We start from the raw sequence: 17,940 nt of genomic DNA, 5'->3' as shown, positions 1-17,940 counted from the left end.
ACCTCTTCTTTTTAGTTTCCCTTTATTGAGCTTTTTGAGCATAAATAATATTTCGCTTCTTCATTTGTTTTGCATACCAAATGAAAATCAGTAGATAGGCGACTAGCGCCAGACATGCGTATAAAATAAATTCGAGTTGACCTTGTGATGCATTGCCGACTAAGTATCCTAAGAATTTTTCCATTGGCCCTTCCATGGTAGTATGTGAAATTAAAGTATTATTATTTAGACCCGCTGGGAAAGCGCCAACTTTTTTTGCGGTTTCGGTAACGAACGGTGCAATTAGGGTACCAGACCATAAGAACAAAGGTAATTCGATTGCTCCAATGATAATCATTCGGATGAGTTTACCTCTTGTAACTACTAGTAGAGCAGGGGTTACACCCATTGCAATAATTCCGCCAAGTGGTAAAAGTTTATTGCCAGGTAGGACAATGGCTTCTAATAGCATAATTGGAGCCAATACGTTAGCTGCTGCCCAGATTTCAGCACGACCAGCTAAGAAAGGCCAATCTAAACCAATATTAAGTGTACGCCCTTTTAATTTATTCGAAGCAAAATCAGTGATACCTTGTGATAAAGGCTCAACTGCAGCGATAAACCAAGTTCCAATTAAAGAGAATAGTTCCAAACAGACTGCAGCCGTAAAGGATAGAGAAAAAATTTGCGTGGGTGTTTGGCCAGCTAAAAGACCCACAAAAATCCCTAAGTAAATCCCGATGGCAAATTTTGATCCCCAAAAGCCAATTTTACTATTCAATTTGGCAGCGTCAAAATCGTATTTGTCTAACCAAGGAAAAAGCTTATCAAAAATTTTATCAAAAACCATAATGATTGGATTCATCATATAGTTCATATGCGTGGTAGTCATAGGATTTGTATCTGGGGCGTTAAGTAAATCGTTAAACGTTGGTTTCATTAAGTCAGAATTGATAATTTTTAAAACACCTATGAAAATAACTAAGATTGTTGCAATTATTAAGTTTGCGCCACAAAAAATAGCAAATAAACCAACAATCGATAGATGCCAAATGTCGAAAATATCCACATCTAATGTGTTTGTTTTATTTAGAATTAACATAATGACATTGACAATCACCATAATTAAAAGAAAGTAAAGGGTGTAAGGAGATCCCCAAGTGATGGTTGCTAAAGGTGCCCAACCAACATCAGTAATATTTAAAGAGATTCCTGTACGTTCTACGAAAGAGGCCATTGCATCTGAGAAAGCAGTAGTTAAAATTCCTATAATAGCACTGATACCAGTTAAAGCAATTCCTAGTTTAAGACCACCTTCTAATGCGCGAGTGGGTTTTACCTTAAAACAAAGGGCAATCAGTGTTAAAACAATAGTCATTAAAGGAGCAGCACCTAAATCAATTAAAGGTTTAAAAATTGTATTTGCTAGGTCAATAATCGTATTCATTTATTTTCTCCTTCATAAGCTAAGATAACAAAATTTTTATCTTAGTTTTGTTATTGTTGACAGTGAAGCGTAAGTAATTAGTCTAAAAAGGAAATCATTTGTTTAAAGAGTGAATGATACTTTCCATTTGTTGATAAACAGGTTCAGCCATTGCTGGAATTCGATAAAGAATTGCGCCTGCATCAACTACAGGAATCGTGATTGGAAAACCCAAATCTGTTTTGGCGATTTGGGCGAAAATATCATAATGGGATAGCATCTCTTGATTAATATCTTTAATCATTACGGCATCGCAAGAAATTTGGTAGCCTCTTTTAGATAATTCTGTTTCTAATGCAGATTTGATTTGATGGCTAGAGTTTACCCCAGCCCCACATGCAGCTAAAATTTTAATCATGTTAAATCTCTCCTTTAAAATTTTTTTGTAAAAAACGATAAACTTCTTCTTTATCTTCACATTGAAAAAAAGCCAATAGTGATGAACGGTCTGTCGTGTTAATAAAATCCATGATAGTCGCTAAAAGACCCGTTTGTTCAATACCGTTTTCATTTAAAATCATGAAAAGAAAGGAAACAGAGAGCGTTTCATCTGGGATAATCATGTTATGAAATGATAAGGATTGTTTCAATTTAATCGGGATAATTCTTGTCGTCCGTACAAAGGTACTTTCGGTATGCGGAATGGCGATATTCGGTAGTGCAGGATCAATCGGTGTTAAACTTAAACCAGTCGGATAGTTGTGTTCTCGTTCCAATAAATTAGTTAGAAAATCAGGTGTAACTAATTTCTTTTTTAACAAGTCTAAATAAACTTCTTCAAAAACTTCTTCTTGTGTTTTTTTGTTTGAAATATAGGTAGTATCTAATGAAAAAATCGATGTTTTAATAACCATAGAACCCCTCGTTTCTTTAATATATTATTATTTATTTACAAGTATAATATAAAACGCTTTCAAAAAGATGTCAACACAATATTAAACAATAATAAACAAAAAAGAAAATAAATGTTGAATAAAGTTCGATATTGTTTTATTATGTTTTCGAGAAGGGGATTTGAGTTTAAAGAAAGGGACAGAATTTTAATAGTAGATACACGAGGTAAGGAGGAAAACAAAATGCGTGTCATACTTGGTTCAGATTTAGATGGAATAAAATTAAAAGCAGAAATGAAACAATACTTATTGCAAGAAAAAGTTGAGGTAATCGATAAAAGTGAAAGTGCTTCGGAAGACTTTATAGAAGCAACGCTTGCTGTTGCTCATGAAGTTTTAAAGGATACTGAAAGTTTAGGAATCGTTTTTGATGGTTATGGGGCAGGTAGTTTTATGACTGCTGCTAAAATTAAAGGAATGATTGTCGCTGAGTTGTCAGATGAGCGTTCTGCATATATGGCGCGAGAACACAACAATGCTCGGATGATCACGGTGGGCGCAAAAATTGTTGGAACGGAACTAGCCAAAAACATAATAAAAGAATTCTTAACAGGTCATTATGCAGGCGGGCGTCATCAAATACGTGTAGATATGTTAAATAAAATGGCTTAACAAATAATAGAAAGGAAGTGTTTTTATGAAAATTGCCATTGGTTGTGATCATATTGTGACGGATACCAAAATAGCAGTTTCTGATTTTTTGAAAGCAAAGGGATATGAAATTTTAGATGTAGGCACGTATGATTTTACTCGAACTCACTATCCTATTTTCGGAAAAAAAGTGGGAGAAGCCGTAATGAGCAATCAGGCTGATTTGGGTATATGTATTTGCGGAACAGGCGTTGGAATTAACAATGCGGTTAACAAAGTGCCGGGTATCCGTTCTGCTTTAGTTCGCGATATGACTACAGCGTTGTATGCGAAAGAGGAATTGAACGCAAATGTTATTGGTTTCGGTGGGAAAATAACAGGAGAATTCTTGATCTGTGATATCGCTGCTGCCTTTATTGAAGCACACTATCATCCAACAGAAGACAACGAACAACTAATTGAAAAAATTAATCAAGTTGAAAAACAACATCCAGAACAACAAGATGCGCACTTTTTCGATGAATTTTTAGATAAATGGCAACGAGGAGTCTATCACGATTAGTACGTAATCAATGAGGGTTATTTGAGAAAGCGGTCTTAAATAATAATCATTGGTATTTGAGTTAAATTCCCCTTCATTAATTTTTATTGCTGTTTTAATGTGGCACTGTAAAGAGCATTATTAAGAAAAAGAAGTAACAAAGGAACAAATTGAAGGCTATACAGGTAACCATAAAAAGTACACGAGAAAAGAACTCGTGTACTTTTTATGGTTTCGCTGCTTGTTTTATTTTAGTAATTATTTTTCTATAAAAATAGTCCCAGAATTATTAAAATAATCCCGATAACTAAACTGCCGATGCCAGAAGCCGTACCATATTTTTTACCTAAATTTATATCAGTAGTATTTTTAGGAATCAAGTTTGAGAAAAAATAAAATTTTTTTACCAAGATTAGATATGCAACAAGTAAAAGTAATAATCCTAAGAGAAGATAACTAAGATTTTCAGCTAATAAATTTAGATGAGCTAATAACAATATCCCCAAAAAGAAGCCTACCAATCCATATTTCATCGTTTTTTCTTTTGCTGACATACAAATATCCCTACTTTACTTTTTAATTTATTAAGAGCATAAAACCATAGATTCGATATAAGTTCATTTTGTTGTATCCAAAAGAGCATGACCTGGAATGACCTATATAATTAGAAAATTGGAGTGATATATAGTTATTTTACCATAGCTTAAATGAGTTGATTAACTCCGAATAATGTACAACTATGTACACCTATTGTGGGTGGAATGTGTGTTGGGACTTTGCTAACCTAATAGTTGAAAAAATGAATCAATAAATTTAGAAAAGGGACTATTCAAAAGCAACTTTTTTGGGAATTGCTATATTATTTATTTTTTTAAGCGTAATCAACTAAATGTTTTTATGGATAAAGAAAGTCATTGTTCCTTGTCACCAAGCTACAACAGCCAAATTCATTAGAACTTTTTAGTGAATGACTTTAATTTTAGAAAGGTACTGTTGTTAAACATTCATGCTATCAAAGGAGTGTGAGGCGAACGAAGCAAATATTTTCATTTTATAAAAGTTGTATTATGGACTCTTAAAAAGAGGTGATTTAAAAAATTTTGAAGTGGAAATGTTAAGAAAGGAGAGAGGAAATGACTTATTTAGTTCTGGTCAGTCATGGCGATTTTGCTAGAGGGTTAAAAAATTCATTAGGGATGTTTGCTAGCGATGAGATAGAGACAGTCAGAGTGTTTGGCTTACAACCTGGTGAATCTACCGATAATTTTGGTAAGCGGTTTCTTTATGAAGTTGAAAAATTACCGCAGGAAACGAGGCTAATCGTTTTGGCTGATATTGTAGGCGGGAGTCCACTTGCTACTATTTGTAAAGTATTAGATAAGCAAAAAATGCTAGAAAATTCTCTGATTGTTGGAGGAGTAAATTTTCCAATGGCTTTAAATGCGCTTCTAATGAAAGAAACTAGTGAATTATCTGATTTGAAAAAAATGATAGTAGCAGATGCTTGTCATGGCATTAGAGAGTTAACTGTAACTGAAGACGATGTAACTGAAAACGATATAACTGAAGAGGATATCTAAAGGAGAAGATGAACATGTCAATTTCTTTTGTTCGAATCGATGATCGAATGATTCATGGCTTAATTACTTTACGTTGGACTAAAGAAATGCCTTGTGATGGCATTATAGCTGTGAATGACAAAGCAGCAAGTAACCCTATTTTAAAGGAAGCTTATAAAGCAGCTGCACAAGATAAAAAAACCTTTATTTGGACAATGGCGCATTTTTTTGATGTAAAGGATAAAGTATTAGCGTCTAAGTCAAAATACTTTTTGATTACAAAGAGCCCTTTGGATATGAAAAAAATTTTGGTGGATTGGCATTTTGTTCCAAGTGAAGTAAAAATGATTAATGTTGGACCGGGAAATGACCGCGAAGGGACAATTAAATTAGGGGATAACCAATCCTTTACAGCAGAAGAAGCAGCGGCTTTTGAAGAAATTGAAAAGGCTGGTTACAAAGTGGATTTTGCCTTGTTACCTGATCAACGAATTGGTTCTTGGGCGCATTTTAAAGCTAAATTTGGTTACTGATTCTAGAAGTTTTGAAAAGAGGAGAGTAGTATTATGACAATCAACTGGATACAAGCGGCTATTTTAGGCCTATTTGCTTGTCTGTGTTCAAATTCTTGTATGGCTGGACAAGCGGTGGGAAATTATACGATTGGGCGTCCTTTAGTCGGCGGATTAGTTTGTGGCATTATTTTAGGAGATTTAAAATTAGGAATCGCTTGTGGCGTAGCAATGCAATTAGTTTACATTGCTTTGGTCACACCTGGAGGCACAGTGTCTGCTGATGTGCGGGCAATTTCATATATCGGGATTCCTTTGGCGATGGTGGCGATTTCGACCAAAGGGTTAGATCCACTTGGCGGCTCTGCAGCCGACCTAGCTAAATCGGTCGGCACATTAGTTGGAACGATCGGAACGGTATTATTTTATTCTGTTGCTGCGTTAAATTTAGTTTGGCAATCGTTTGGTTGGAAAGATATAAAAAAAGGCAAGCTTGATCATTTATATGCCATTAATTTTGGTTGGCCGTGGATTTCTCATCTACTTTTTTCCTTTTTGCCAACCGTGATTTTAACCTATTTTGGGGCTACGGCTGTTACAGCAATGAGAGATGCATTACCTATGGATGGTCTTGCAATGAAAACGCTTTTTACTGTAGGTGGCATGCTTCCGTGTGTGGGAATTGCAATTTTGTTACGTCAAATTGTTAATAAGAACATTGATTTTGTACCTTTTTTTGTAGGGTTCACATTAGCTGCTTCATTAAAACTCAATTTAGTCTCAATAACGATTATTGCGCTTCTTTTTGCTGTAATTTTTTATAAAATTGCTTTGATTAAAAACAATACTAAACTGGTTGATTCAACAGGAAGTCTGACGAATGATGATGAAGAGGAGGACATATGAGATGGAAGAGTTGAAAGCAAATAAATTAGACCAAAAAACGTTAAAGCATTCTTTTCATTTATGGTTTTGGGGAGCGTTAACTTGTTTTTCACAACAGCATATGCAAACCTTCGGCTATCTTTCTTCAATGCTTCCTATTATCAAAAAACTTTATCCAAAACATGAAGACCAAGTGAAAGCCATTCAAGCATATACAGCTTTTTTTAACACAAATCCAATGCTTGGAACGGTCATTGTTGGTGTGACTGCTAGTATGGAAGAGGCTAGAGCAAGTAAGAATGAAATTGATGGAGAAACCATTAATGATATGAGGGCAGGATTAATGGGGCCAATTGCAGGGATTGGTGATTCATTAGTTGATGGTACCTTAATTCCTATCTTGTTAGGAATTTCCTTAGGAATGTCCACGGGCGGTTCGCCAATTGGTGCCATATTTTATATTATTGTTTGGACGTTAATTTCCTATTTTGGCCAACGCTTTTTGTATTTTAGAGGCTATCATTTTGGTGATAAAGCAGTAAGTTTCTTAGTTGGGAAAGAAGGAGCCGCCGTTAGAGTTGCTATCGGAGTTATTGGTAGTATGGTTGTCGGTGGGGTCCTTGCATCTTGGGTAAATGTGACTACTTCTTTTAAATTAATAGGTGCTGACGGAAAAGTTTTCCTTAAACTGCAAGATAAAATTGACAGTATTTATCCAGGACTATTAACGATACTTGTTACCTTGTTTTGTTGGTGGTTAATGTCAAAAAAACATGTTTCCGCTATTTGGACGATGCTTATTTTAGTTGTTATTTCTCTCGTTGGCGTTTTATTAGGTGTTTTCAATCCAGGATTAACTTACTGAACAATCACCAAAAAGGACTCTAGCTGTTAGAGCAAACTGACTTTTGCAGAAAATCGATGACGAAAAAGCTAATAAATTAAATTCTTACTCTCTAAGACACAGAAAAAATCTTGTGATTAAAATAAAAATATATAAAATAGAAGAAATTTAGAGACTAGCTTCTATTTTATATATTTTTTTGTTTTAGAAATTTAGTTGGTTTATTAGAATTTTAGGAAAAATTTTACGAAAAGTGTCGCGAAAATGGCTCCTAAAAACGGTGCAGTTCCGGGAACAATCAAACCATATTGCCAATCATTATTGGTTTTATTTTTGATTGGTAAAAGTTGATAGGCGATACGAGGACCTAAATCACGTGCTTGATTCATTGCGAATCCTGTAGTACCACCTAGCCCCATGCCGATTGCCCAAACAAGCAAACCAACAGCAATGGGTAGTTGTGTTTCGTAGGAATGTGCAATTGCTAAAATAGATGTTAAAAAAATGAATGTTGCAAAAGTTTCAACAAAATAGTTTCTTGGTAAATTTCGTTGGTTCGGATTTGTAGAAAAAATATTACGAATAGCGATTGGATCGACACTATCGGCGGATAGCTTGAAATGATCAGCATACATAATATAAACAATGACGGCGCCACAAATGCCGCCTAACATTTCAGCGATGACATAGGGAATGAAGTAAGACCATGGAATCATTCCTAAAATAGCTTGAGCGAGGGCCATTGCTGGATTAATACAGACTCCGCCAAAGACGAACAGAACAACAGAGATTCCAAAAGCCCAAGTAGTGATTGCAAACATGTGACCAGAACCAGCGTATTTTGTTCGTTTTAGGACATCGTCGCAGTGAACACCTACCCCAAATACGATCATTAATGCAGTTCCCATAAATTCTGATAAGATATGATGAAACATAAGATAAAGCTCCTTTAATCAATAGTTTTGTTATTTAATGTTTGGACGAGGCGATAGACTTCCTCAATTGTAAAATTATATTGTTTAGCAATTCGTTCACAATCTTGGTATTCAATAGACTCTTTCAATAGGCCATGATAATGATTTTTTTTAATATGGACCTTACCAAAAGGTGTTTCCAAGATTTTGAAAGAACGGTCCATCACACTACGTTCCATTGTTTGAAAACGCATACCAATTGTAGAAGTATGTTTAAAGAGTAGTTCTGTAAAATATTCTTTTTCCTCTGTTGTTGTTAAAACCGTTAATAGAATGGCACTTCGGTTTTTTTTCATATGAATGGGCGTGAAAAAAACATCTAGAGCACCATGCTCCAATAATAGATCCATTGCGTAACCTAACTGTTCAGGTGTTTGATTGTCTATATTTGTTTCAATTTTTAAAACTTGGTCATGGTGTTCTGTCCTCTTTTTTTTACTATGTGTTTCAGTAAAGATCGATCCTCTGAGGGCATTGAACTTGCCTGTTTCCCGTTTGCCGAATCCGTAACCTATTTTTTCAATTAATCGTTGTTCTGGTGCGACAAATAGAGGACTAAGTTCTTTAAAAATAGCTAAGCCAGTCGGTGTGACAAGTTCAGTTTTTATCTCAAAGTCTTGTTGAATGATTAAATTCGTTTCTTTACGTAATTCCATCACCGCGGGAACTGGTATTGGCATGACTCCATGGGCAATTGTGATAGTACCACTTCCATCTGTAATTGGCGTTGAATAGACTTGTTCAATCTCTAACTGTTCCCATAAGATAAAAAAGCCAACGATGTCAACAATTGAATCAATTGCTCCGACTTCATGAAAATGAATAGTGTCAATTGTTTGTTGATGAACAGCAGCTTCAGCTTTTGCAATGTCATAGAAAACATTTTTACTATGTTTTTTTACAAAATTGGACAAGTCGCTTTTTTCAATTAATGTATAAATATCTTTTAAATTTCTAGAATGGCTATGATGATGTGCATGTTCTTTCGTTTCATGATGTTCATTTTCGTGGTGAGGAGAGAGACTGTGTTTTATACCGTAATCCTTTTTTCCATGTTGTAGGAGAACATCGAAATCTGTTCCGTAAATACAACTTTTAGCAATTCGTTGGGCTTGAATGGTGAACCCATCGATGGGAAGTTTTTTTAATTCGATTAACAGTTTGTTTAAATCCCCGCCTAAGTCAAGCAACAATCCATTTAACATATCACCACTAAGACCAGAAAATGGTTCTAAAAATAAGCTTTTCATAGTGAAGACTCCTTTATTTGATTAATCATACTTGCATTATAAGCGGCACCAAACCCGTTATCTATGTTGACTACACTAACGCCAGAGGAACAACTATTTAGCATTCCTAAAAGAGCAGTCAGTCCTTGAAAATTGCTGCCGTAGCCTATGCTAGTAGGGACGGCAATCACTGGCACGCTAACTAGTCCGCCTAGCACGGACACCAGTGCACCTTCCATGCCTGCAATCACAATAACCACCGAAGCCTGTTGAATCTCATCTAGGTGAGCGAACAAACGATGAATGCCAGAAACGCCTACATCATAGATACGTTTTATTTGATTCCCGAAAGTTTCTGCAGTGATTGCTGCTTCTTCAGCAACGGACATGTCTGACGTTCCAGCAGTAACTATCGCAATATAGTTTTTTGTTGTAGTCTCCATTTGGTTGATAACGAAACAACGTGCAAGTTCATAGTAGGTTCCATGAGGAAAGTTCGACTCTAAAGGCTGGGCTTTTTGTTGTGAAACGCGAGTAACTAAGATTGTATTGTTTTCTTTTCTTAAGCTATTGATAATTTTGATGAGTTGCTCAATTGTTTTCCCTTCCCCATAAACGACTTCTGGATACCCAGTTCTTTCTTTACGCTGCGTATCAATTTTTGCAAAGTCTAATTCGCAAAAGCCATTTAATTTGTTTGTTGCTTCTTCTAAAGATAATTTTCCCTCTTTAAAAGCTCCTAAAATTTCTTTCGGTTGCATAATACAACGCTCCTTATTCCTGATTTCTCAAGGATCATTATTCTACAATGACAGACAAGCCATCTCGAATCACAGTCACTTTTGCATTTAGACCTTCTCTTTCAAATGCTCGCTCTAACGCTTCATCAAACGTTTTTGCTATTTCCATATGCATCGAAGTGATAAGCTCAGGATCAACAAGATCTGAAACAAAAATTATATGATGATGAACTAAAATTCGCGCTAAAATTTGCGAAGTCCATTGATCTGGCACGGTTTCTAATCGTGGTGTATGGATGGCTGCTTCTAAAAATTCGTTTGGATTTTTAACATTGGCAATATTTTCATAAAAACCTTCACCACCGTGACCATCACGACACCCAGCGACCATAATAATGACACCGCCGTCTTTATTGGTTGCTTCTGCAGCGGTCATCCCTTTAACTGCTTGATAAATGTTTTGATCAAGTGGAAATCCGCCATTCGTTGAAACCGCAATGTCGCAAGGTATTTTTTTGACACGGGCAATTTCTTTTACAAAGTTACAACCAACTTTATGCGCTTCAACCATATCGCCTGCAAAGGAACCAATAATTTTTTTGTCACCATCTAAAACGACATTAACAATAAAAGCTAGATTCGCTTTAGCGGCAGCGTAGACCATATCATTATGAATCGGATTATCCGTTAAATTTCCTGTCCGTGAGTTGGAGGAATCAATAAATTCTCCAGAATGGTTAGCCATGATGGTTTTATAAGAAGCAATTCCAGGTAAAACAGATTTACGTCCACCAGAAAATCCTGCAAAAAAGTGTGATTCAATAAATCCTTCGGCTAGCAGTAAATCTGCTTCTGCTGCAATGCGATTAATGATACAATCGCCCCCTGAAGGTAGTTGACCGATTTTGACCATTGAGGAATCATCAGTAGAGATATGCATAACGATTTCTTCATTCTCTACAATCGCTTTACCATATTTGCTAATCAGTTCTTCTCGTGTAGAAGGGCGATGAAAGCCTGTAGCAACTAAAATCCGGATTCTAGCTGTTTTGTTCACTGAACGAATTCTACGCAAAATAATTGGGGTGATAATATGTGAAGGAACGGGACGTGTGTGATCGGAACTAATGAGGACAATGTCTTTTTTACCCTTAGCTAATTCTTCTAATGGAAGGCTTCCAATAGGATTGTCCAGCGATTTTTCGACTGTTTCTTTCTCAGTATATGGATTTGAAAAATGTTCAGCTTTTGATTCGAGAAGCCCAATAAAATTTTTATCGGGAATTCTTGCAGTAATCATTTTCTTGTCATAAGGTAGGTTAATTTCTACCATAGCAATCATCTCCTAAGTAATATTTTACGAGACTAAGTATAATGAAATTTAGAAATCACACAGTCCTTATTGTGGGTAACATTTGCTAACAAAAGGTTGGTGAGAGTGTTTATAATAGTTAACGAATCAAACAGAAACTTAGTCAAAGGAGTGACAATTATGGAGTCAGATTATCTTACAGCTTTCTTAGATAGAAAGAAGACGCCGATTATCAAAAAAAAACGCCATACTTATCTCGCTTATCATGGATTGGAGGAAGCGTACACCTATGTATTAAAGAAAGGGGTCGTTAAGACGAGTATTATTTTAAAGGATGGACGAGAATTTAATCTGTCGTATATTGTGTCTCCTGACATTATTTCATTGTTACGTGATGAAGTATCAAATTATACATCTGCTCCTTTTAATATCCGCATTGAGTCGGAAGAGGCTAGCTTTTATCGGATACCAAGGACTGTATTTTGGGAATATGTTAGAGAAGATGCTGTTCTTCAAGATTATGTACGGGATTACTACCGAGCAAAATTATCGGAGAGTATTAGTTCCTTACAGAATATGACAATGAATGGTAAGAAAGGGGCTGTTTGTACTTTTATTTACCAATTAATTGATTTGTTTGGTGTACAGACAGAGGAAGGAATATTAATTGATTTTCAAGTAACTAATGAGGATATTGCGGGGTTTTGCGGGATTTCAACGAGAAATAGCGTAAACCGAATTATCCATGATTTAAAAGAGGAAAAAGTCATCGATATCAAAAAACAAAAAATTGTGATTTACGATCAAAGTTATTTAGCTGATTATATTGATCGATAAGATAGGAGTCTGACGAACATGCATATTCCAGAAAATTATTTAAGCCCACAAACTTGCGCAGTGATGGGCGCGATTATGGTACCTGTCTGGTACCGCGCTGTAAAAAAAGTTGACGTTCAAATTAAATTAAAAAAAGATACAGGGACCATGTTAGGGATTTCCTCCTCCTTGTCATTTTTAATAATGATGTTTAATTTGCCAGTACCTGGTGGAACAACTGCGCACGCTGTTGGGGCTGTTCTCATCGCATTATTGATGGGACCTTGGGCCGCGGCGCTGTCTGTTTCGGTGGCTTTACTATTACAGGCTTGTTTATTTGGTGATGGTGGTATATTAGCTTTTGGTGCAAACGCCTTTTCTATGGCGTTTGTGATGCCATTCGTGGGATATGGAGTTTATAAGCTAGTTACGCGTGTAAAAAAATTTGAAACAATGGGTCTTTTCTTAGCTGGGTATCTTGGTGTAAATGTGGCGGCATTTTCTACTTCTGTATTATTAGGTATCCAACCCTTACTATTCCATGAAGCGAATGGTACGCCACTTTATAACCCATATGGTCTTTCTATAACTATACCAGCAATGATGAGTGTCCATCTGTTAGTAATAGGAATTGTTGAAGGTATCTTCACCGTGTGTGTCTATAATTTTGTAAAAAGTGTGTCAAAAGATGCAATTTTTATCGAAGAAAAGAAGAAAAGGACTCCGTTGTTGCGATTAAAGAGACTGTTATTGGTTATGGTAATTTTATGTCCATTAGGTTTGATTGATCATGCCACTGCTTGGGGTGAATGGGATTTATCTGAATTAGTCAAGAATTTAAAACAGAATCATTTACCTGCAGTACAACCAAAAGGTATGGTGAATGGTTTTTCATTTCATGCACTTTTCAGTGATTACTTTATTCCAGGACTGCCATTAGCACTTGGATATATTTTAAGTGGCGTAACAGCCATAATCGTTTTTTTACTCATTTTTCGTTTATTTAATGGAAGAAGGCAAAGTTGATGCCTGAATGGATGAAAGAATCTTCCACGTCCCTTGAACCTAATAAAAAAGAAACCTTTATGCTTAAAAATCGAAAAGGAATCCTTTTTTTATTAAATAAATTTCAGGTGAGTGGGAAACGCAATAAGACTATTCTCAGTGATATACACCCAGCAATTCAACTGATCAGTACTTTTTTACTAATTGTTTTAATCAGCACAGCACAAAAAGTTCTTGTTTTGTGGCTCTTAGGCATCTACCTAGGCATGTTACTTTTAGTTGAAAAACCAACTATTCTACGAAACATTGTCAAAAAAGCTAGTATCCTCATTTTGATGCCGCTGATTATCTATTTACCGATCTTTTTTTTAGGTCAATTTAGTTTATTATTTATTGTTCATTTGTTTTTTTTAGCCATAGCGATTAGTCAATATATGGAAACAACCAACATGAATCAATTTATAGCAGCATTAAAAATCTTTCATTTTCCGAATATAATACTTTTACAATTAGATATTACGATTAAATATATCTTTTTCTTTGGAAATCTCTTAATCCAACTGCTTGCCGCTGTAGAAGCTAGAGCAGTTGGTGGGAATATCCAGTTGAGTACGGGTAGTAATTTAATCAGTCTTATTTCTTTAAAATCTTTTACGTATGGGAAAAAGTTGGACATGGTGATGGAAGCAAGAGGATATACTGGTCAATATTATCGAGTAAAGCAACCATTAAAAACGAAAGATTTTTTGGTTAGTATTGCCTATCTTTTATTTTTCGGGGGGTTGCTTTATTTAGGGAGGAACTAATATGTATCGAGTAAATCATTTGGTTTATCGCTATCAAACGAAGCCTGTTTTTTCGCCTTGTAATTTGGAAATAGCCAGAGGAGAATATCTGGTTTTGATGGGAGATAACGGCAGTGGAAAATCCACTTTTTTAAATTTGCTCGCAGGTTTTTTAAAACCTTCCGAGGGAACGATTTATTTTATGGAACAATCATTAACGGCCTGGAAAAAAGACCCTATTCATAAAAAGAAGTATTATGCTCATTTGGGTATATTATTTCAAGAGACGGACACACAATTATTTAATGCAACAGTTTATGACGAATTGGCATTTGGCCCTAGACAGCTCCAACTATCCGAGCATGAAACAGCAAAAAGAATTAATGATTGTTTGAATTTATTAAAAATTACCCATTTAAGCAATCAAGTGCCTTATCAATTATCGGGAGGAGAAAAGAAAAAAGTGGCTTTTGCTAGTCTGTTAGTAATGAATCCAGACGTGTATTTATTAGATGAGCCGTTTACTGGGTTGACAAAAGAATCGGAAAAATTATTTAAAAAGATAATAAAAAATCTGCATCAACTTGGTAAAACAATTATCCTTTCCACCCATGACTATTTGAGTATTTGCGAGGAAGCTGATTCCATTTTATTGTTTGATTCGGCTGTTACAAGGTACTCAAAGGAAGAGATAGAAGCCAATGCTAACTTGTTACAACATTTAAAACGGTATTAAGTGTACAAATATTGACAATAATTGATACTATGAATCGTGATTTTTTCTAATGTGGAGATGTCTATAATTAATTATGTAAAAGAAAATCAATAGGAGATGGTTTAAATGTCTGTCATGAAAACGAAAGAACAAAGTTTAGTTCGCGAATTACAAAAAATGGATAAGTTGGCTGTTGCATATTCAGGTGGAATTGATAGCTCTTACTTGCTAAAAAAAGCTTTGGACACTTTAGGTGCTGAAAATGTACTTGCGGTTGTTGTAAATTCAGAATTATTTTCTGATGATGAGTTTGATAAAGCGGTCGATTTAGCTAATGGGTTGGGAGCAAATGTGTTAGGCCTTGAAATGAGCGAATTAGCGGATGATAGAATTGTTGCAAATAACCCTAATAGCTGGTTCTACAGTAAAAAATTATTATATAAAACTATTCGTTCGGCTATTCAGAAAGAGGGATTTGATGTTCTGGCCGATGGGATGATTATGGATGATAATACTGACTTTCGTCCTGGATTAAGAGCAAGAGATCAAGAAGGGGTCATCAGTCCGCTACAACAAGCTAAATTATATAAAATTGAAATACGTCAACTTGCTAAAGACGCAGGTATTTCCAATTGGAGTAAAGTTGCCTCATGTAGCATTGCTTCAAGAATTCCTTATGGCATTAAGTTAACACGCTCAGCTATTGATCAAGTATTTGCTAGTGAAAAATATTTACGGGAAATAGGTTTTCCAATTGTCCGTGTCAGAGCACATCATGATTTAGCACGGATTGAAATTCCAGAAGACAAACTTTCTCTGTTATTAGAAAACAGAGAAAAAATTGCAGATTATCTTAAAAAACAAGGATTTAATTATGTAACTTTTGACTTAGAAGGATTTAAATCTGGCCGAATGAATGATATCCTCACAGAAACTGAAAAAAAAGTTTTTTGTGAATGTTAGACAGATAAGTTTATAAAATTGAGTCGGTGTAACGGAGTCAGGACAGGGGTATTCCGTTACAAAAACCAAGTTTTCTGCTCGATTAGGTCGGTTGTTTTCATTGATTACTCTGCCAGTAGTTTATTAACTTTTAAGCCTAGGAAAAATTCCCTTTGGATTTTTCCTAGGCTTTTTGTCTATTTAATCATTTGATATTTGCTAAAAAGAAATTAGCTGTAGAATTTTTTAAGATTACTAGTGATTGTTCAATTTGAGGAAAATAAATGGATTGTTTGGACTGGTTGATTAGTCGATTATTTTTGGGATTCGTGAGTGAAAGTATTTGCTGTGAATAGTTAAATAACTCAGTGTTTAGTGTGTCCGGCCTAACTGGCGTTAATTTTTTTAAGTAGTGTTGTGTTTTCATAAGTTCTAAAAGAAGCTCTTCCATAGCAGTTTGCATTTCCAACAGTTGATCATTTAGTTGTTTTTGTTGCATTAAGCTTTCAGCAGAGGCATCGTTACTATAAATAGGAGATTCAAGAACAATTTCTTGAATAGAATAGTTTACTCTACGTTGTACTCGATAAGCTAGTACCCAAGCATCACTTGGTAACGTGGTCTCTTCATTGATTAACGCTAGCAAAATAGAGCTGATCGTTTTTGACCAACTATTGATATTTTTACGTAATACTTGACTATGCCATGTTGGGAAAATAAAAAACATAACAAAAGCAATCAGCGCACCAATAATTACATCAAAAACTCTTGTATAGCCTGCAGAACTACCACCTAATGTGAAAGTTAACCAAGTGGTCACACTTAGCATTAGAAATGCTTGACTTAATTTACGGACGGTTTCATACAATATAACTAGCAAACTAGACAATAGCATTGGCCATAAAGGATTTAGGTTTGTTAAGTTAGCAATTAATTGAGACAAAAAAATGCCTAAACAACCACCTAAAATAGAACCAATAGTTCTTGAAGTGATTTTGCCGAGTGTACCATGATAACCTGGCATAACCATCAAACAACCAGAAATAACTACCCAGAATTCGTGATTAGCTAAAGGCAAAGGGTACATGTAATTAAGAATAAGCGAACAAAAATGACAAACTAAACCTGTTAAAGCTAAACGAATTGCAAATCTAGCAGAGCTGCCTTTGTAAGAATGAAGGATCTCTTTGGCTTCTGCAAGTCCTTCTTTTGTGGGTAAGAAAGATTTAAATGAGATTTTTTTAGAGGATTGTTTGTTTTGTATCAAAAGGATTGCTGATTTTATTTCGGTGTTTGCTGAAGCAAATTCTTGAAGAGGCAGGGTTAATTGTTCTCCTTTTAAAAAGAGTAGAATTGCTTTTAAAGCAGGAAGATTTTCAGTTGCATTGGTTGAATCTAACGAGCCTGCAATTGCATCTGCTTGTGAAACCAAGGGATAAATCCATGGTGTTTTTTGATGATTGACCAATGGCATCGTTTCAACAGATTCGCGTACTTTTATTCTGAAATGGACATAGCGTGCGGGTTTTCCTTGTGCTAATAAATATAATTGTTCATATAAATCGGCTACTAATTTTCGTGCTTCATTATTTTGCGGCTTAGAATAAAGACAATAGAACAAACAAAGGATGGACATACCTAAAATTATTGCACCCAGACCTTCAAAAGTTTGACCAATAGACAAATTGCCTTTTAATTGCGCACCAGCTAGTAAAGAAATGGTCCCAAAGAGACATCGAATATACAGACCAATACTAAAGTTTCTTACAATCCCTGAAAAATACAAACCAAGGACGAATAATAAAATAATGAATATACTTGACGACTGTAAAAGTATCCCCAGACTGGCACCAAGAAAAATCATTAAAATACCATCTATGGCACTTCTTTGTGGAGAGCTATGTCGTGGTAAGACACAAATTACAGTGCCCAAAAAGCTACCAACATTTACTAAAACAAAAGCGAAAGGAAAGACTATTGTTAGAACAGCACCAACAGCATTTGCAATAATGATACTAAGAACAAGAGCAAACCAGTTCTGTCTTGTATCAAAAGTTAGTATAGGACGACTATACGCCCAAGACGATTCTAAGAAGACCTCAAAAAATTTTTTGATAGATAATTTCACAAAA

At 35.3% G+C, this 17,940-nt stretch carries 20 protein-coding genes; 11 read left to right on the top strand and 9 right to left on the bottom strand.

Annotated features, from left to right (window positions below; all coding sequences use genetic code 11):
* Positions 1-22 precede the first annotated feature (22 nt).
* The 3 genes from IGL32_RS07450 to IGL32_RS07440 all read right to left on the bottom strand — a co-directional run bounded on the left by IGL32_RS07450 (position 23) and on the right by IGL32_RS07440 (position 2,319).
* The gene (locus IGL32_RS07450; protein ID WP_002357183.1) at positions 23-1,426 is read right to left on the bottom strand and encodes a PTS galactitol transporter subunit IIC; all 1,404 of its coding nucleotides are present in this window, start codon (positions 1,424-1,426) and stop codon (positions 23-25) included.
* A gap of 94 nt (positions 1,427-1,520) precedes the next feature.
* The gene (locus IGL32_RS07445; RefSeq protein ID WP_010777724.1) at positions 1,521-1,823 is read right to left on the bottom strand and encodes a PTS IIB component; all 303 of its coding nucleotides are present in this window, start codon (positions 1,821-1,823) and stop codon (positions 1,521-1,523) included.
* Between the two features lies 1 nt (position 1,824).
* A complete protein-coding gene (locus tag IGL32_RS07440; protein WP_002357187.1) occupies positions 1,825-2,319 on the bottom strand; it encodes a PTS sugar transporter subunit IIA in 495 nt (164 codons plus the stop codon).
* A 222-nt stretch (positions 2,320-2,541) separates the two neighbouring features.
* Between IGL32_RS07440 and lacA the strand changes: the two genes are divergently transcribed.
* Positions 2,542-2,970, top strand: coding sequence for a galactose-6-phosphate isomerase subunit LacA (gene lacA, locus IGL32_RS07435; RefSeq protein WP_002357188.1), 429 nt, complete (start codon positions 2,542-2,544; stop codon positions 2,968-2,970).
* A gap of 25 nt (positions 2,971-2,995) precedes the next feature.
* Positions 2,996-3,511: a galactose-6-phosphate isomerase subunit LacB gene (lacB, locus tag IGL32_RS07430; RefSeq protein WP_002374591.1), complete on the top strand. Its 516-nt coding sequence runs from the start codon at positions 2,996-2,998 to the stop codon at positions 3,509-3,511.
* Positions 3,512-3,756: 245 nt separating this feature from the next.
* Here lacB and IGL32_RS07425 read toward each other — a convergent pair whose 3' ends face one another.
* Positions 3,757-4,044 carry a hypothetical protein gene (locus tag IGL32_RS07425; RefSeq protein WP_002362004.1) on the bottom strand — a complete coding sequence of 96 codons (288 nt, stop codon included), beginning with the start codon at positions 4,042-4,044 and terminating at the stop codon, positions 3,757-3,759.
* Positions 4,045-4,623: 579 nt separating this feature from the next.
* On the opposite strand from IGL32_RS07425, the gene IGL32_RS07420 reads away from it, so the two are divergent.
* Genes IGL32_RS07420 through IGL32_RS07405 form a run of 4 tightly spaced genes read left to right on the top strand, consistent with a single transcriptional unit; the run spans position 4,624 to position 7,311 of the window.
* Positions 4,624-5,070 carry a PTS sugar transporter subunit IIA gene (locus IGL32_RS07420; protein WP_002379545.1) on the top strand — a complete coding sequence of 149 codons (447 nt, stop codon included), beginning with the start codon at positions 4,624-4,626 and terminating at the stop codon, positions 5,068-5,070.
* Between the two features lie 14 nt (positions 5,071-5,084).
* Complete coding sequence (locus IGL32_RS07415) at positions 5,085-5,582, top strand: PTS system mannose/fructose/N-acetylgalactosamine-transporter subunit IIB (RefSeq protein WP_002357192.1); 498 nt, start codon at positions 5,085-5,087, stop codon at positions 5,580-5,582.
* Between the two features lie 33 nt (positions 5,583-5,615).
* Complete coding sequence (locus tag IGL32_RS07410; RefSeq protein WP_002357194.1) at positions 5,616-6,467, top strand: PTS mannose/fructose/sorbose/N-acetylgalactosamine transporter subunit IIC; 852 nt, start codon at positions 5,616-5,618, stop codon at positions 6,465-6,467.
* On the top strand, positions 6,442-7,311 hold the full coding sequence (locus IGL32_RS07405; protein WP_025190088.1) for a PTS system mannose/fructose/sorbose family transporter subunit IID: 870 nt from the start codon (positions 6,442-6,444) through the stop codon (positions 7,309-7,311). Before IGL32_RS07410 ends, IGL32_RS07405 begins: the two co-directional genes overlap by 26 nt.
* 203 nt (positions 7,312-7,514) lie before the next feature.
* Here IGL32_RS07405 and larD read toward each other — a convergent pair whose 3' ends face one another.
* The 4 genes from larD to larA are packed head-to-tail and all read right to left on the bottom strand — an operon-like array spanning position 7,515 to position 11,566.
* Positions 7,515-8,225: a D/L-lactic acid transporter LarD gene (gene larD / locus IGL32_RS07400; protein ID WP_002357197.1), complete on the bottom strand. Its 711-nt coding sequence runs from the start codon at positions 8,223-8,225 to the stop codon at positions 7,515-7,517.
* A 14-nt stretch (positions 8,226-8,239) separates the two neighbouring features.
* Positions 8,240-9,514: a nickel pincer cofactor biosynthesis protein LarC gene (gene larC, locus IGL32_RS07395; RefSeq protein ID WP_002401400.1), complete on the bottom strand. Its 1,275-nt coding sequence runs from the start codon at positions 9,512-9,514 to the stop codon at positions 8,240-8,242.
* Complete coding sequence (gene larB / locus IGL32_RS07390) at positions 9,511-10,254, bottom strand: nickel pincer cofactor biosynthesis protein LarB (protein ID WP_002379543.1); 744 nt, start codon at positions 10,252-10,254, stop codon at positions 9,511-9,513. Before larB ends, larC begins: the two co-directional genes overlap by 4 nt.
* A gap of 37 nt (positions 10,255-10,291) precedes the next feature.
* Complete coding sequence (gene larA / locus IGL32_RS07385; RefSeq protein WP_002361999.1) at positions 10,292-11,566, bottom strand: nickel-dependent lactate racemase; 1,275 nt, start codon at positions 11,564-11,566, stop codon at positions 10,292-10,294.
* Between the two features lie 159 nt (positions 11,567-11,725).
* Between larA and IGL32_RS07380 the strand changes: the two genes are divergently transcribed.
* From IGL32_RS07380 to larE, 5 genes are all read left to right on the top strand, one after another.
* Positions 11,726-12,382 (top strand): Crp/Fnr family transcriptional regulator, encoded by a 657-nt coding sequence (locus IGL32_RS07380; RefSeq protein ID WP_002361998.1) that lies wholly within the window; start codon positions 11,726-11,728, stop codon positions 12,380-12,382.
* Between the two features lie 18 nt (positions 12,383-12,400).
* Complete coding sequence (gene cbiM / locus IGL32_RS07375; protein WP_156210016.1) at positions 12,401-13,387, top strand: cobalt transporter CbiM; 987 nt, start codon at positions 12,401-12,403, stop codon at positions 13,385-13,387.
* Entirely contained in the window at positions 13,387-14,172 is a 786-nt protein-coding gene (locus IGL32_RS07370; RefSeq protein WP_002398393.1) for an energy-coupling factor transporter transmembrane component T family protein, read from the top strand. The genes cbiM and IGL32_RS07370 overlap by 1 nt, the downstream gene beginning before the upstream one ends.
* Position 14,173: 1 nt before the next feature.
* Positions 14,174-14,887: an ABC transporter ATP-binding protein gene (locus IGL32_RS07365; RefSeq protein WP_033593205.1), complete on the top strand. Its 714-nt coding sequence runs from the start codon at positions 14,174-14,176 to the stop codon at positions 14,885-14,887.
* 105 nt (positions 14,888-14,992) lie between these two features.
* Positions 14,993-15,829 carry an ATP-dependent sacrificial sulfur transferase LarE gene (larE, locus tag IGL32_RS07360; RefSeq protein ID WP_033593204.1) on the top strand — a complete coding sequence of 279 codons (837 nt, stop codon included), beginning with the start codon at positions 14,993-14,995 and terminating at the stop codon, positions 15,827-15,829.
* A 184-nt stretch (positions 15,830-16,013) separates the two neighbouring features.
* Here larE and IGL32_RS07355 read toward each other — a convergent pair whose 3' ends face one another.
* Positions 16,014-17,936, bottom strand: a complete 1,923-nt coding sequence (locus tag IGL32_RS07355; RefSeq protein WP_086325794.1) for an FUSC family protein — start codon at positions 17,934-17,936, stop codon at positions 16,014-16,016.
* Positions 17,937-17,940 lie beyond the last annotated feature (4 nt).

It is taken from the genome of Enterococcus sp. AZ035, from assembly GCF_050548325.1.
In the GTDB taxonomy this organism is placed as follows: Bacteria; Bacillota; Bacilli; order Lactobacillales; family Enterococcaceae; genus Enterococcus; species Enterococcus faecalis.
This window is presented reverse-complemented; position numbering and strand designations above follow the sequence as displayed.